Source organism: Agreia sp. Leaf244 (assembly GCF_001422695.1).
Lineage (GTDB): Bacteria > Actinomycetota > Actinomycetes > Actinomycetales > Microbacteriaceae > Agreia.
This window is the reverse complement of the sequence record NZ_LMLX01000005.1, coordinates 501084-514793: the sequence shown is the minus strand read 5'-3', so window position 1 is coordinate 514793 and position 13710 is coordinate 501084. Positions and strand designations below refer to the sequence as shown.

At 67.4% G+C, this 13710-nt stretch carries 12 protein-coding genes and 1 tRNA gene; 6 read left to right on the top strand and 7 right to left on the bottom strand.

What is annotated here, in order from left to right; translation table 11 throughout:
* Window positions 1–26 precede the first annotated feature (26 nt).
* Window positions 27–1364, bottom strand: coding sequence for a M20/M25/M40 family metallo-hydrolase (locus ASF06_RS16685; protein WP_055949534.1), 1338 nt, complete (start codon window positions 1362–1364; stop codon window positions 27–29).
* Window positions 1365–1471: 107 nt separating this feature from the next.
* Between ASF06_RS16685 and ASF06_RS16680 the strand changes: the two genes are divergently transcribed.
* The 3 genes from ASF06_RS16680 (at window position 1472) to ASF06_RS16670 (ending at window position 3642) form a co-directional block, all read left to right on the top strand.
* Window positions 1472–1556, top strand: a tRNA-Leu gene (locus tag ASF06_RS16680).
* Window positions 1557–1854: 298 nt separating this feature from the next.
* Complete coding sequence (locus tag ASF06_RS16675) at window positions 1855–2058, top strand: cold-shock protein (protein WP_044443312.1); 204 nt, start codon at window positions 1855–1857, stop codon at window positions 2056–2058.
* A 267-nt stretch (window positions 2059–2325) separates the two neighbouring features.
* The gene (locus ASF06_RS16670) at window positions 2326–3642 is read left to right on the top strand and encodes a C40 family peptidase (protein ID WP_055949531.1); all 1317 of its coding nucleotides are present in this window, start codon (window positions 2326–2328) and stop codon (window positions 3640–3642) included.
* Between the two features lie 11 nt (window positions 3643–3653).
* Here ASF06_RS16670 and ASF06_RS16665 read toward each other — a convergent pair whose 3' ends face one another.
* Entirely contained in the window at window positions 3654–5525 is a 1872-nt protein-coding gene (locus tag ASF06_RS16665; RefSeq protein ID WP_082501033.1) for a DEAD/DEAH box helicase, read from the bottom strand.
* Between the two features lie 101 nt (window positions 5526–5626).
* On the opposite strand from ASF06_RS16665, the gene ASF06_RS16660 reads away from it, so the two are divergent.
* The gene (locus ASF06_RS16660; protein ID WP_055949529.1) at window positions 5627–6445 is read left to right on the top strand and encodes an SGNH/GDSL hydrolase family protein; all 819 of its coding nucleotides are present in this window, start codon (window positions 5627–5629) and stop codon (window positions 6443–6445) included.
* Here ASF06_RS16660 and ASF06_RS16655 read toward each other — a convergent pair.
* The 3 genes from ASF06_RS16655 to ASF06_RS16645 are packed head-to-tail and all read right to left on the bottom strand — an operon-like array spanning window position 6442 to window position 10136.
* Window positions 6442–7686: a D-alanyl-D-alanine carboxypeptidase family protein gene (locus ASF06_RS16655; protein ID WP_055949527.1), complete on the bottom strand. Its 1245-nt coding sequence runs from the start codon at window positions 7684–7686 to the stop codon at window positions 6442–6444. The two genes, ASF06_RS16660 and ASF06_RS16655, sit on opposite strands and share 4 nt — an antisense overlap.
* Before the next feature lie 45 nt (window positions 7687–7731).
* A complete protein-coding gene (locus tag ASF06_RS16650; RefSeq protein ID WP_055949524.1) occupies window positions 7732–9291 on the bottom strand; it encodes an APC family permease in 1560 nt (519 codons plus the stop codon).
* Between the two features lie 44 nt (window positions 9292–9335).
* Window positions 9336–10136, bottom strand: coding sequence for a TrmH family RNA methyltransferase (locus tag ASF06_RS16645; RefSeq protein WP_055949521.1), 801 nt, complete (start codon window positions 10134–10136; stop codon window positions 9336–9338).
* A 148-nt stretch (window positions 10137–10284) separates the two neighbouring features.
* Here ASF06_RS16645 and ASF06_RS16640 point away from each other — a divergent pair, with 148 nt between their 5' ends.
* Window positions 10285–11148: a Sir2 family NAD-dependent protein deacetylase gene (locus tag ASF06_RS16640; RefSeq protein ID WP_055949790.1), complete on the top strand. Its 864-nt coding sequence runs from the start codon at window positions 10285–10287 to the stop codon at window positions 11146–11148.
* On the top strand, window positions 11148–11777 hold the full coding sequence (locus tag ASF06_RS16635; protein ID WP_235501044.1) for a histidine phosphatase family protein: 630 nt from the start codon (window positions 11148–11150) through the stop codon (window positions 11775–11777). The genes ASF06_RS16640 and ASF06_RS16635 overlap by 1 nt, the downstream gene beginning before the upstream one ends.
* Here the strand turns inward: ASF06_RS16635 and ASF06_RS16630 are convergent.
* Together ASF06_RS16630 and ASF06_RS16625 are read right to left on the bottom strand one after the other, a co-directional pair.
* A complete protein-coding gene (locus tag ASF06_RS16630) occupies window positions 11704–12783 on the bottom strand; it encodes a glycosyltransferase family 4 protein (RefSeq protein ID WP_055949518.1) in 1080 nt (359 codons plus the stop codon). The two genes, ASF06_RS16635 and ASF06_RS16630, sit on opposite strands and share 74 nt — an antisense overlap.
* The gene (locus tag ASF06_RS16625; protein ID WP_055949515.1) at window positions 12780–13679 is read right to left on the bottom strand and encodes an alpha/beta fold hydrolase; all 900 of its coding nucleotides are present in this window, start codon (window positions 13677–13679) and stop codon (window positions 12780–12782) included. The genes ASF06_RS16630 and ASF06_RS16625 overlap by 4 nt, the downstream gene beginning before the upstream one ends.
* Window positions 13680–13710 lie beyond the last annotated feature (31 nt).

Below are 13710 nucleotides of genomic sequence, written 5' to 3'. Positions count from 1 at the left end.
GGTCGGGCGTGCGGTGGTGCGGCCGGTCAGTAGCGGAGCAGGAGGTCGGTCAGAACCTTTCTGCCAAACACTAACGCGTCGAGGGGCACCCTCTCGTCGACGCCGTGGAACAGGGCGGGGAAGTCGAGGGTCGGCGGCAGCTGGAGGGGCGCGAAGCCGTAGCCTTTGATGCCGATCGTGCTGAGGGCCTTGTTGTCGGTTCCCGCCGAGAGCAGGTACGGAAGCACCTGCGCCTCGGGGTCGAACTCGTGGAGACTCGCGATCATCTGGTCGACGAGAGGCCCCGAGAAGTCGGTCTCGAGGCCGATGTCCTGATGCGAGATCTCGACGTCGACGCCCGGCCCGGCGAGCTCCCGGATGCGTGCGATCACCTCGTCCTCCTGGCCCGGAAGCACGCGGATATCGAGAAGGGCCTCTGCGCGATCGGGGATGACGTTGTGCTTGTATCCGGCGGTGAGCCCCGTGGGGTTCGCCGTGTTGCGCAGCGAGGCGGAGATGAATCTGGATGCCGTGCCGGTCGCGATGGCGAGTTCGTCCGGGGTCGTTCGCTGCGGGTCCTTGCCGAGGATCGCGGCTACGCGACCGAGGAGCTCGGTGGTGGTCTTGGTGAGGTGCACCGGCCATTCCTGGCTCCCGACCCGGGCGACCGCACCGGCGAGCCGGGTGATGGCGTTGTCGGAGTTGATCTGCGATCCGTGCCCGGCTGTTCCACGCGCGACCAGCCTGGCCCAGATCAGGGCCTTCTCGCCCGTCTGCACGAGGTAGGCCCTGGTGCCGTCGAGATCGATCGAGTATCCACCGACCTCGCTGATCGCCTCCGTCGCGCCGGCGAAGAGATCCGGCCGGTTCTTCACGAGGTAGTGCGACCCGAGGACTCCCCCGGCCTCCTCGTCGGCGAAGAACGCGATCACGAGGTCGCGGGCCGGCTTGCGCCCCGACGACAGGATGTCGTCGAGCGAGGTCAGGATCATCGCATCCATGTTCTTCATGTCGACCGCGCCGCGGCCCCAGAGCATGCCGTCCTTGATCACCCCGCCGAACGGGTCGACCGACCAGTCGTCGGCGATCGCCGGCACCACATCGGTGTGTCCGTGTACGACGAGGGCGCCGCGGCTCGGATCCTCCCCCGCCACGCGGGCGACGACGCTCGTGCGTCCGGGTTCGGAGTCGATGAGTTCCGGCACGAGGCCAAGGCGCTCGAGGTGCGCGGCGACGTACTCGGCCGCATCGGTTTCGCCGTTGGACCTGCCTTCACCGAAGTTGGACGTGTCGAACCGGATCAGGTCGCGGGCGATCACGGCGGTGGCATCGAGATCGAGATCGAGATCGGGCTCGGGGCCGGGGTTCGCGGGCGTCGAAGTCATGGCATCACGGTACCGCAGGGCCTGCCCGCACCCGTGGCGTCGAGAGGGTTTCAAACCGTGCTATCGTCTTACCTTGGTTGCACCGGGAACGGAAAGCAGCTCATCCAGTCCGGATGGCGGAAATGGCAGACGCGCTAGCTTGAGGTGCTAGTGCCCGTATAGGGCGTGGGGGTTCAAGTCCCCCTTCGGACACAGACTGAAAACTACCCCCGACCTCTCGTTTCATACGAGATGTCGGGGGTTTTTCGTTGCCGTCGATCGGCGACGGTGCGCTCATATGACGGAGTGTGACCAAGGCGTGATCATATTGGTCGCCCGTCGAGGCCGAGAGCATAGTAGGCTGTTGGTAGAAGTTGATGTGCCTCGCACGTCCGGGGCGCCTGCGGTGCCCTGCCCGACACTGTTCGGGCCCAATCCTGGGAGACGACGAACACCCCGACGAGTGGCCCCGACAATCGGGACCGAATTATCACTCCAGGAGGAGTTTGCAATGGCTACAGGCACAGTGAAATGGTTCAACGCTGAAAAGGGATTCGGCTTCATCGCCCCCGAAGACGGCAGCCCCGACGTGTTCGCGCACTACTCGGCTATCGCGTCCAGCGGATACCGCTCGCTCGACGAGAACCAGAAGGTCGAATTCGACGTCGCACAGGGCCCCAAGGGTCCCCAGGCTGAGAACATCCGCCCCCTCTAAGTCTTTCCTCGGTCGGTCTCAGGTCCGCGAGAGCGGCGTCTGATTCCCATTGACGCGAAGCTTAAAAACGAAGGCCCTTCACCCATTCGGGTGAGGGGCCTTTGTCGTTGCCGCACAGAATAAGCGACACGCCGCCTCGGCTGCCCCGATTCGAATATGGATCGTGTATAGAACCGCACCTCAATCGTTGCTAGTGTGAACGATGTTGTTTCTGTGACGAATGTGACTCACCCTTCGTCGCGATCTTTTGGGGAAGACGGGGAATTCATGCTCGACACCACCATCGCCTCGAACGAAGGGCCGTCGCGGCGGCGCTCATCGTGGCGAAGCGCCCTTGCGACGACGGCGGTGATCGGCCTGCTCGCGGTCGGCGCGGTCTCGTCGGCACCCGTGGCAGCCGACAACTACCCCTCCTGGGACGACGTCGTCGCAGCCCGCGCGTCAGAGGCCGGCAAGGAAGCCGAAATCGCACGCATCACCGGCCTCATCGACGGTCTGCAGACCCAGGTCGCCGAGGCCCAGGCGGCTGCGAGTTCGCGTTGGCAGGAGAACCAGACGGCTCAGACCGCCTACAACGCGGCATCCCTGAAGGCCGAACAATTGGCTGCGCAGGCGACGGCGGCCCAGACGAAGGCCGACAATTCTCGTACCCAGGCCGCGATCCTCGCCGCCCAGTTCGCGCGGTCGGGCGGCAACGATCTGTCGTCTCGCCTGTTCGTCGATTCAGACAAGGCCGACAGTCTTCTCTACCAGCTCGGAGCCATGTCGAAGCTCAGCGAGTCAACGACAGGCATCTACCAGCAGGCCGAGATCGACCAGAACGCGGCGACCTCGCTCAGCGACCAGGCCGACGTCGCCCGCGATGCCCTCGGTGCCCTCGCCGCTTCGGCGCAGAGTGCTCTCGACGACGCCGTCGCCGCCCAGCAGGCCGTCGGTGCCGCGCTCCTCGAGCAGCAGGATCACGAGGCCGAACTGACGGTGCAGCTGCAGGCGCTCACATCGGATGTCGCGCTCACCGAGGAGCAGTACCAGGCGGGCGTGCAGGCTGCCGCGCAGGCCAAGCAGGCCGCCGATGAGGCGGCGGCGAAGGCTGCGGCAGACGCGGAGGCCGCGGCTCCTGCTCCCGACGCTCCCTCTTCCGGCGGCGGGTCCTCCGGCGACGAGTCCCCCGGCGGCAGTGCTCCCAGCGCTCCTGCTCCCAGCGCTCCTGCCCCTTCGGCCCCCGTGGTCAATCCTCCCCAGAGCTACAACGGCGACGCGGTCGTCGCCTACGCCGAGCAGTTCGTCGGAGTCGTGCCCTACGGCTGGGGTGCAGACCCCAGCGACAGCTTCGGATGCGACGGGCTGACCCAGTACGTCTACAAGCAGTTCGGCATCAACCTGCCGCGCTACGTTCCCACCCAGGCCGCCCAGGGCATCCGCATCTCGTCAGCCGATGCCCGCGCTGGCGACGCGGTGGTCTGGAGCGGTCACATCGGCATCTACGACGGTCACGGCGGCGTCATCCACTCCCCCGACTGGGGTCGCTACGTGACGCACGCCAGTTCGCTGTGGGGAAGCTACTACTTCGTTCGCTTCCTGTAGGCCAGCGCGCGTCAGGAGTGGTGCGCGCCCATCCACTTGCGCACTGTCGCGATGCGCGACTGAAGCTGCGTGACGCTGGCCTGGGGCACGGCGGGGCCGCCGCATACGCGGCGAAGCTCGGCGTGCACGAGCCCGTGCGGCTGATCCGACGTCTTGGACCAGATGCCCACGAGGCTGTTCAGCAGTTTTCTCTGCTCGGCGAGCGTGCGGTACAGGGGGGCCGCGGGTTCGTCTTCCGACGGGGTCGGCGGAGCGTTCTTGCGGCGATCGGCCGCGTGCCGCTGCTGCCTGGCCTGCCGGTGCTGCAGGAGCTCGCGCACCTGATCGGGCTCGAGCAGCCCTGGAATGCCGATGAAGTCGAGCTCCTCGTCGCTGTCGACGGGGGCCTCCGCACCGAACTCGCTGCCCTCGAAGAGAACGCGGTCGAACGTGGCGTGCGAGCCGAGTGCCTGGAACGCGAAGTCGTTCTGCAGGGCATCGGACGCCTTGTCTTGGACGTTCGCCTCGGCGACCATGGCGTCTTCGGGGTTCCACATGTCGCCCTCGGGGTCTCCCGAGTCGCGCCGGTCGAGCGCGTGGTCGCGCTCGAGCTCCATGGTGCCGGCCAGCGCCATCAGGCCCGGAACGTTGGGCAGGAAGATGGAGGCCGTCTCACCGCGGCGCCGGGCGCGCACGAACCGGCCGATGGCCTGGGCGAAGAAGAGCGGGGTCGACGCGCTCGTCGCGTAGACGCCGACAGCGAGGCGGGGAATATCGACGCCCTCCGACACCATGCGCACCGCGACCATCCAGCGACGCGACGACTTGGAATACTCCTCGATGCGTCCGGAGGCCTCTTTTTCGTCGGAGAGCACCACGGTGACGGGCTCACCGGAGATGTTCTCGAGGATCGCCGCATAGGCGCGCGCCGTGAACTGGTCGGTCGCGATCACCAGGCCCCCGGCATCCGGGATGCCCTGCCGCACCTCGGCGAGCCGACGGTTGGCGGCCGCGAGAACCGAGGGAATCCAGTCGCCGGCGGGGTCGAGGGCGGTGCGCCAGGCCTGGGAGGTGATGTCCTTGGTGTTTCCCTCGCCGAGGCGCGCCTCCATCTCGTCGCCGACCTTGCTGCGCCAGCGCATGTGGCCGGCGTAGACCATGAAGAGAACCGGGCGCACGACTCCGTCTTGCAGGGCGCGCCCGTACCCGTAGTTGTAGTCGGTCTGCGAGAGCCGGATGCCGTGCTCGTCTTGCAGGTAGCTCACGAACGGGATCGGCGAGGTGTCGGAGCGGAACGGCGTTCCCGTCAGTGACAACCGGCGGGTTGCAGGTGCGAAGGCCTCTCTGATGGCCTCGCCCCAGCTCAGGGCGTCGCCGCCGTGGTGCACCTCGTCGAGGATGATGAGACTGCGGGCCGACTCGGTGAGCTCGCGGTGCAGGGCGGGACGCGCCGCGACCTGGGCGTAGGTGACGGCGACGCCGTGGAAATGGCTGCCGTAGCGCCGGTCGCTGTTCTTGAAGCCGGGCGTGAGCCGGATGTGAACGCGATCTGCCGCATCGGCCCACTGCTTCTTGAGGTGCTCGGTGGGGGCGACGACCGTGACCCTGTCGATGATGCCTCTGTGCAGCAGTTCGCTGGCCAGCCGCAGGGCGAAGGTGGTCTTGCCGGCGCCGGGTGTGGCGGCGGCCAGAAAGTCTCTCGGCTGGTGTGTGAAGTACGCCTCGAGGGCCTCGGACTGCCAGGCACGAAGCTTCGATGCCGTGCCCCACGCCGCGCGTTCGGGGAACGACGGTGACAGATGCTCGGCCGCTCCGCCGCCGACAGCCGGCGTGATTGCGGTGCCCGAGGGATCGACCCGGTCTTCGGGCAGGGCGAGGGGATCGGGCAGGCTGTTCACGTGCATCCACACTACCGGCCGCCACCGACGCGACGACAAAACGCCGTGCCTCCGCGGCGTGGCGAAGGAGTATGTTGACGAGTGGATTTCTTCGAAGGAGTGCATATATGACAGAGCGGCATCCATGGAGGCGGTACGTCGCCATCGGCGACTCGTTCACCGAGGGCATCGGAGACCCTGAACCCGCGAGCCCCGGCGGCTACCGCGGGTGGGCCGACCGGGTGGCGGAGGTGCTGGGCGCCGAGGCCGGAGATGACTTCGCCTACGCGAACCTGGCCATTCGAGGTCGCCTGATGCAGGGAATCCTCGACGAACAGGTCGAACCGGCCCTCGCCCTGCAGCCCGATCTCATCACGATCTCGGCCGGTGGCAACGACATCATCCGCCCCGGCACCGACCCCGACGACATCGCCCGACGAATGGATGCGGGCATCGAGCGCCTCAGGCGCGACAACGCCACCGTCGTGATCTTCACGGGAACCGACGTGGCCTTCTCCCCCGTGTTCCGGGGCATCCGGGGCAAGGTCGCCATCTACAACGAGAACCTCCGCACCATCGCGGCCCGGCACGACTGCATCGTGGCCGACCAGTGGGGTCTGTCCTCCATCCAGGACTCACGCATGTGGAGCCCCGACCGCCTCCATCTCAACCCCCTCGGTCACCACGAGGTCGCACGGCTCGTGCTGCAGGCGCTGAACGTCGAGAACGAGCTGCAGCCGGGCGCCCCAGAACCGCTGCCCACGGCGACGTGGCGGCAGGCGCGCTCGGAGGACCTGGTCTGGGCGCGCACGCACTTCGTGCCCTGGGTGATCCGACGCGTCACCCACCGATCGAGCGGCGACGGAATCTCGCCGAAGCGGCCCGACGCCGTGCCGATGCACGTGCCGGGCACGGCGCCATCGGATCCTGCGGGTCTCGAGGACTAGCCGAAGACGAGCTCCGGGTGGCCGACGCGCCACCAGAATCCGGGGTCCTCCAGGGTCCCGTCGAGTTCGAGGGTCACATCCTCCGTGCGTCCGTCGACGGTGTAGCGGATTGTGCCCACGTCAGCGCCCGACCGGGCGGTCACGACGTCGTCGGCGCTGGCATCGACGGCGACCGGATCGTTCGACCAGACGAGCGCCTCCTCGTCGGCGGAGGCGACGATGGATGCCGTCTTCCCCCATGCCGTCGTGTACTCGCCCACCTCGGTGTCGGCCGTGATGAGCGGGATCGTGGTGAAAGCCGCCTTCGTGCTGGCGAGGAGCGCCTGCACCGCATCCCGCGCCGCCTGGGAGCTCTGCGCGCCGAGGATGACACCCACGACGGACTTCGTCTCGCCGCCCACCGTGAATTCGGCGGAGAACAGCAGGCACGAGCCGGCCTCGTCCGTCGTTCCGGTCTTGATGCCGTCGATGCCGTCGATGCCGAGCAGCTTGTTGCTGTTGTCGATCTCGCCGATGACCGGAACCTCATCGAGGGCGGTCGACACGATCGTCGCCAGCACCGGATCGGCGAGGGCGAGGGAGGCTATGCGCATCAGGTCCTTCGTCGAACTGCGGCTGCCGGGATCGAGGCCCGACGCGTCGACGATCGTGGTGTCGGAGAGACCGTGCTCGGCCGTGAACGCCCGGGCCGCGTCGAGATACGCGGCCAGCGAGCCGAACGCCCAGTTGGTGACCGTCTCGGCGTAGTTGTTCGCGGACTTCAGCAGCATGATCTCGAGCACCTGGCGCTCCGAGAGCACCTGTCCCTCGTTGACGAGCTCATACGATCCGTCGACCGCACGGGTCTGCTCGAGGATCTGCACGTCGGCCGCGGTCATGGTGATGCCGGGGCCATCGTCGCCCTCGACGAGCGGATGGGACTCGAGGACCACGAGGGCGGTGATGACCTTCGTGACGCTCGCTATCGGCACGGGTCCTGTCTGACCGCTCTCACCGAGGAGTTCGTCCGACCCCTCCAGGGCGATCGCCCCGGTGCCCACGCCCGGCAACGAGAGCGTCGCCGGCTCGGCGGGGGCCGGCGTCGGAACGTCGAGCTCGAGCTGTGCCGCGGGCAGCGGCGCCGCCAGGGCGGCGGGCACGTACAGGCCGAGGGCGACCGCTATGACGACCAGGATGCCCGTGGCCGAGAACGCGACGATGCGGCGGCCGCGGCGGCGGGCGGGTGCTGACGTCGGAGACACCCGCCAATCCTAGGAGACCTGTCGCTTGGAGAATGCCCCCAAGCGTTACATCCGTCCGCCGTCCACCGACCTCGGGATGCGGGTCTCGCCCTCCGGAACCAGGACCGGCGTCTCGCGATTGAGGCTCTCCCCGCGAAAGAACGGCTTCGCCGCGGGGAAGAAGTACCACACGACCATGACGACGGCACCGACGAGCAGCGAGCCGATTCCGATCACGAACACTCCCCCGATACCGAAGAGCACGGTGTAGCCGTAGTCGGGATCGAGCATGTCGATGGCGGACTGCACGAAGGCTGCGGTGAGCATCAGTCCGCCGAGCAACGGAAAGAGACCCTTGGTCGTGAAGTTGCGGGCCGAGGTGAAGAGCTCCCGCCGGAAGTACCAGACGCAGGCGAAGCTCGTGATCGCGTAGTAGAAGGCGATCGCCAGTCCGAGCGACAGGATGGTGTCGGAGAGGAACGCGTCGCTGATGATCGTCATGCCCACGTAGAACACGCTCGCCACGATGCTCATGACGATCGTCGAGAATGCCGGTGTACGGAATCGCGGGTGCACCCGGCCGAATCGCTCGGGCAGCGCGCGGTAGGTGGCCATCGAGAGCGTTCCCCGGGCCGTCGGCAGGATCGTGGTCTGGGTCGACGAGATGGCCGAGACCATCACGGCGATCACGAGCAGCCACGCCCAGGGGCCGAAGAGTGCGTCCTTCAGGGCGAAGAACACGTCCTCGGCGTTCTTGTCGTTGGCGAGGCCGAGTCCCGCTTCGCCGAGGCCGGCGTAGGCCATCGCGGCCACGGCGACCGCCACATAGGTGATGACGAGGATGACGGTCGACAGCAGGGCCGCGCGTCCGGGGATGTGCTCCGGATCCTTCGTCTCCTCGTTGAGGGCGAGGCAGGTGTCCCAGCCCCAGTAGATGAACAGGCACAGGAGGATCGCCTCGGTGAAGCCGGGCAGCGAGTCGAACGCGAACGGGTTGAACCAGTCGGCCTGCGGCACCATCGATCCCTCGGGCGCCGTGCCGGCGAACACACTGCCCAGCGCGAAGACCACGAAGAGGATGAGCGCCAGGTACTGGATGCCGAGCAGGATGTTCTGCAGGATCTCGCCGATCTCGAGGCCGCGCACGCTGACGAATGTCATCGCGGCGATGAAGAGCACGCCGGTGGCCGTGACGAGGGGCGTGCTGTTGTAGAGGTCGGGATTGCCGATGAGCAGCCAGAAGTACTTGCTGCCGATCTGCGCGAGGTTCGCCAGCACGATGGTTCCGGCGACGATGACGCCCCATCCGCTCATCCATCCGACCCAGGGGCCGAATGCCTTCGTGCTCCACGTGAACGAGGTGCCGCAGTCGGGAACGGCCTCGTTGAGCTCCCGATAGGCGTAGGCCGTGAGGAACATCGGAATGAACGCGAGGACGATGGCGATCGGGGCCTGCGCACCGACGGCCAGCACGACGAATCCCACGGTGGCCGCAAGGGAGTAGACGGGAGCAGTGGACGCGAGGCCGATCACCACGGAACCGACAAGACCCAGGGAACCGGCGGCCAGTCCCTTTCCATCCGACGTTCCTTCGCTCGAGGCGGACCTCGTGGACTGCTGCGACATTGCATCCTCCTCGTTGCGTGGTAGCCGGATACTACCGCCGAAACTCAGCGGAGTGTGTACAGCGCCACGGCGCTCGCGGAGGCCACGTTGAGGGAGTCGACTCCGTGGCTCATGGGAATGGTCACCACGGTGTCCGCGGCCGACAGCGCCTGTCGCGAGAGCCCGTCTCCCTCCGAGCCCAGGACGAGCGCGAGCTTGGACGGGACCTCGGCCGCGAACTCGTCGAGCGTGACCGCGTCGTCGGAGAGGGCGAGGGCGGCGATGTGGAAGCCGGCGGCATGCAGGAGCGGAGCCGCCTCCGACCATTCGGGCAGTCGGGTCCACGGAACCTGGAGCACGGTGCCCATGCTCACCCGCACGCTCCGCCGGTACAGCGGGTCCGCACACCGGGGAGAGATCAGCACGGCGTCTGCCCCGATGCCGGCGACGGCGCGGAAGATCGCCCCGACATTCGTGTGGTCGGTGATGTCTTCGAGAACCACCACCCGCCGCGCACCCTCGATGACCTCGGCGACGGGCCGGAGTTCGGGGCGATGCATGGCGGCGAGGGCACCCCTGTGCAGGTTGTAGCCCGTGAGCGACTCGAGCGTCGGCGCGTCTCCGACGAACACGGTCACGTCGTCCCATCCGGCCAGCAGGGGCTCCATGTCGGCCAACCACTGCTCCTGCACAAGAACGGATCGCGGCCGGTGACCCGCCGCGAGGGCGCGGGCGATCACCTTGGGCGATTCCGCGATGTAGAGGCCGCCTGCCGGCTCGCTGAGGCGTCTGAGCACGACATCCGTCAGGCGCGCGTAGTCGTCGAGTCCGGGCACGTCGAGGCTGTCGATCCACACTGTCTTCACCGTCGAGGCACTCCTGATTCGATCGCGTTCCCTCCCCCGCGGCGCGCCGCGGCCTGCCGATCGGAAACAAAACGGCAACGGGGACTGTTTAGACTTCGAAGAGTAACGCGAAGCGTCGGAGTCCATGACCCGACGGCAGGAGGTGCAGATGGTCCCGCTCGTCGAATCGAGCCCTCGAGAAGCCTCACCCGCCGACATCGACGAGGCTGTGGCGGCCCTCAAGGGCCGCCGGATCGTGGTCTTGACCGGCGCCGGCCTGAGCACCGATTCCGGCATCCCCGACTACCGGGGCGCCGGAGCCCCCAAGCGCAATCCGATGACGTTCGACCAGTTCCGGGAGAGCCTCGACTACAGGCGGCGGTACTGGGCCGGCAGCCACCTCGGCTGGAAGATGTTCGACGCCGCTCGCCCCAACGAGGGTCACCGCACCCTCGCAGAACTCGAGAACGCGGGGGTGGTGTCGGGCGTCGTCACACAGAACGTCGACGGACTGCACGCCCGCGCGGGTTCCACCCACCTCGTCGATCTGCACGGCTCCATGGACCGCGTGCTCTGCCTGAACTGCGGCCAGACATTCGCCCGCGCGAGCATCGCCGAGCGCATCTCGGCCGACAACCCCTGGGTCGACCAGCCCGACGCGATCACCCTCGCACCCGACGGAGACGCCGACGTCACCGACTACTCGTCGTTCGTCGTGCCGGCGTGCTCGGTCTGCCAGGGCATGCTGAAACCCGATGTGGTCTTCTTCGGCGAGTTCATCCCCACCGAGCGGTTCTTGGAGGCCTCGGCCCTCGTCGCCGGCGCCGAGGCGATGCTCATCGCGGGGTCGTCGCTCGTGGTCAATTCGGGCATCCGGCTCCTCGAGCAGGCGCGTCGTCGACGGCTGCCCATCGTCATCATCAACCGGGGCGTCACGAAAGGCGACTCGCGCGCGACGGTGAAACTGGATGCCGGGGCAACAGAGACGCTCGCCGAATTGAGTCGGCACCTGCTCCCCGGAGACCCGGCCTGATGCCGATGGCCGACCTGGTCATCGTGCGCCACGGAGAGACCGACTGGAACCTCGCCCGGCGCATCCAGGGCTCTACCGACATCCCCCTGAACGACACCGGGCGAGCGCAGGCCGCGGCCGCTGCGGAGAGCCTTGCCGGCGAGACCTGGCACACGATCGTTACGAGCCCGCTCAGCAGGGCTCGCGAGACCGCGCGCATCATCGCCCGTCGCCTCGATCTCGGCGAACCGCAGGTAGACGACCGGCTCGTGGAGCGCGCCTACGGCGAGGCGGAGGGCCTGGATACGGCCGCGCTCGACGAGAGGTTCCCGGGCATGGAGGGTGTGCCGGGCATCGAACGACGCAGCGACGTGACTCGCCGGGTGCTCCCCGCACTCGAGAGCATCGCCCTCGAGAATCCGGGTCGGCGCGTGCTGATCGTGGCCCACGGCGGCGTCATCGGATCCGTGGTGCGCTGGGTGACCGACAAGGCGCTTCCGGGCGGCCATACGCGCATCCCGAACGGATCCGCGCATCGATTCCGCTATGCAGACGGCCTGCTCGTGCTCGAGGAGTTCAACGGCCTGCCGGTCGAGCCGCCAATTCGGCGAGAAGCTGCCATAGGGTCTGCGCTGACCTCGACCAGCTGAACGTCGCGGCCCGGTCTACGCCGGCCAGTGAGCGGCGCGTGAACTCCTCGGGGTCTTCGAGCGATCGCACCTGCGTCGCCAGGGCGGCCGCGTCGCGGGCCGCGAAGTACAGTCCCGCGTCGCCCCCGATCTCGGAGAACACGGGGATGTCGCTCACGACGATGGGCGTTCCCTGGGCCATGGCCTCGACGAGGGGAATGCCGAAGCCCTCCTCCAGCGACGCCGTCACCAGCGCCGTGGCATGCCTGGTCACATCGATGTAGTCGTCGTCGCTCGCCCCGTCGTGGAACACGAGCCGCGCCCTCGGTGAGATGGCCTCGAGGCGCCGCCTGTCGGCATCCGATACCCGGCTCATGAGGTGGAGCTCGTAGTCGTCGAGCAGGCCTGCGGCCTCGACCAGCGTCTCGACGTTCTTGTAGGGCATGAACGAGCCCATGTAGACGAGGTTCTTGCGCCTCTTCTGCGCCGGCAGCGGGGCCGACTCGGCTCCGTCGGCCGCGTTGCGCACGACGGTGACGGGCCGGCGGGTGAGCTTGTTGCGTGCGATGAGGTCGCGGGTGGTCTGCGAGACGGTGACCACCGCATCCGCCCGCGACAGCAGGTAGCGCTGCGGCCACCAGGAGAGGTGGTAGGCGCGCCACAGGAGCCGGATCGGCCAGGCCAGGTCGCGGGGAGGAGTGGGGTTGGAGTAGTAGATGAGGTCATGCACCGTGAGGACCAGCCGGTAGCGCCGGCCGAACGATCCCATGGTCTGCATCGGCGTGAACACCACGTCGGGCTTCAGCGCGTTGACCTGCAGGGCCACGAGCGGCTCCCGGACACTCGTCGGCGAGCTCGCCAAGTGCCACGGCAGGTCGGGAAGCATCTCGAGCTGGCGGACATCACTGACGAGCATCACGACCTCGTGCTGCTGCTCGGTCAACGCGGAGACGATCCCCGCCGTGTACCGGCTGATGCCGTCGTGCCGGCCGATGCGCGTGTAGCGGCAGTCGACGACGACCCTCATTCGCCGCTCACTTCTGCGCGCACGAACTCGTCGATAGCGTGGGCCGCCTGTTCGGGCATCTCGTAGTGCACGAGGTGGCCGACGCCGCTGAGAACCACGAGTCGCGAATCGGAGATCTTCTCGGTCAGTCGGTGCTGCGCCTCGACCGGGGTGATGTCGTCGCGATCAGCCGCGATGAGGAGCGTGCGCGTGGTGTTCGCCGACGCGTACTCGGAGACATCGTGCGAGATCGAGGCTTTAAAGGCGTCGAGGACGACCTGACGATTCGAGAAGGCGCCGAAATAGAGGTCGTGCTGATTGTGGATCCAGCGGCGGAGCGAGCGCGACCGGGTCTTCGCCATGGTCACGCTCATGATGCGGGTGACGACGGGTGCCTTGAGAACTGCGAATCCGAGACGCTCCGGCATCTTTGCGGGAGCCCAGTAGTAGAACACCGCCAGCCTGGTGAGGATGCCGCGGGGGCCGGACAGCGCCGGTGCGGCGATGGGATTGACAAGAACGATGTCGTCGACATCGAGCCCCTGCGCCAGCGCTGCTGACACGATGATCGAGCCGAATGAATGACCCAGGACGACAGTTCGTCCGGGACCGCGCACGCGGTCGACGAGTTGCAGAAGCCACGCGGAATAGCCATCGATATCGTGGTCGGCGTCGAGAGGGGTCGACACGCCGAAGCCCGGAAGATCAGCGAGAACCGTGCGGTACTGCGGCAGGTGGGCGACGACCGGCTCAAGGCCGTGATGGTCTCCGCGGAAGCCATGAACCAGAACGATCGTCGTGTCTGCGTCGCGGGGTCCGTAGACCCAGAGTTCGGTCGTGCTGCCCGCGATTTCTTCGGTGCGACGGTCGAGCGGGATGGCCTCGAGTCTGGATGCGTATGGCGAAGGAACAATCATCGTGATCCAGTGTATGTGCACGCCTAGACTG

Coding starts and splice junctions, on each gene's coding strand:
- ASF06_RS16640 (WP_055949790.1), top strand. CDS start 10,285: ATGGTCCCGCTCGTCGAATCGAGCCCTCGAGAAGCCTCACCCGCCGAC.
- ASF06_RS16685 (WP_055949534.1), bottom strand. CDS start 1,364: ATGACTTCGACGCCCGCGAACCCCGGCCCCGAGCCCGATCTCGATCTC.
- ASF06_RS16625 (WP_055949515.1), bottom strand. CDS start 13,679: ATGATTGTTCCTTCGCCATACGCATCCAGACTCGAGGCCATCCCGCTC.
- ASF06_RS16675 (WP_044443312.1), top strand. CDS start 1,855: ATGGCTACAGGCACAGTGAAATGGTTCAACGCTGAAAAGGGATTCGGC.
- ASF06_RS16650 (WP_055949524.1), bottom strand. CDS start 9,291: ATGTCGCAGCAGTCCACGAGGTCCGCCTCGAGCGAAGGAACGTCGGAT.
- ASF06_RS16630 (WP_055949518.1), bottom strand. CDS start 12,783: ATGAGGGTCGTCGTCGACTGCCGCTACACGCGCATCGGCCGGCACGAC.
- ASF06_RS16635 (WP_235501044.1), top strand. CDS start 11,148: ATGCCGATGGCCGACCTGGTCATCGTGCGCCACGGAGAGACCGACTGG.
- ASF06_RS16660 (WP_055949529.1), top strand. CDS start 5,627: ATGACAGAGCGGCATCCATGGAGGCGGTACGTCGCCATCGGCGACTCG.
- ASF06_RS16665 (WP_082501033.1), bottom strand. CDS start 5,525: ATGCACGTGAACAGCCTGCCCGATCCCCTCGCCCTGCCCGAAGACCGG.
- ASF06_RS16670 (WP_055949531.1), top strand. CDS start 2,326: ATGCTCGACACCACCATCGCCTCGAACGAAGGGCCGTCGCGGCGGCGC.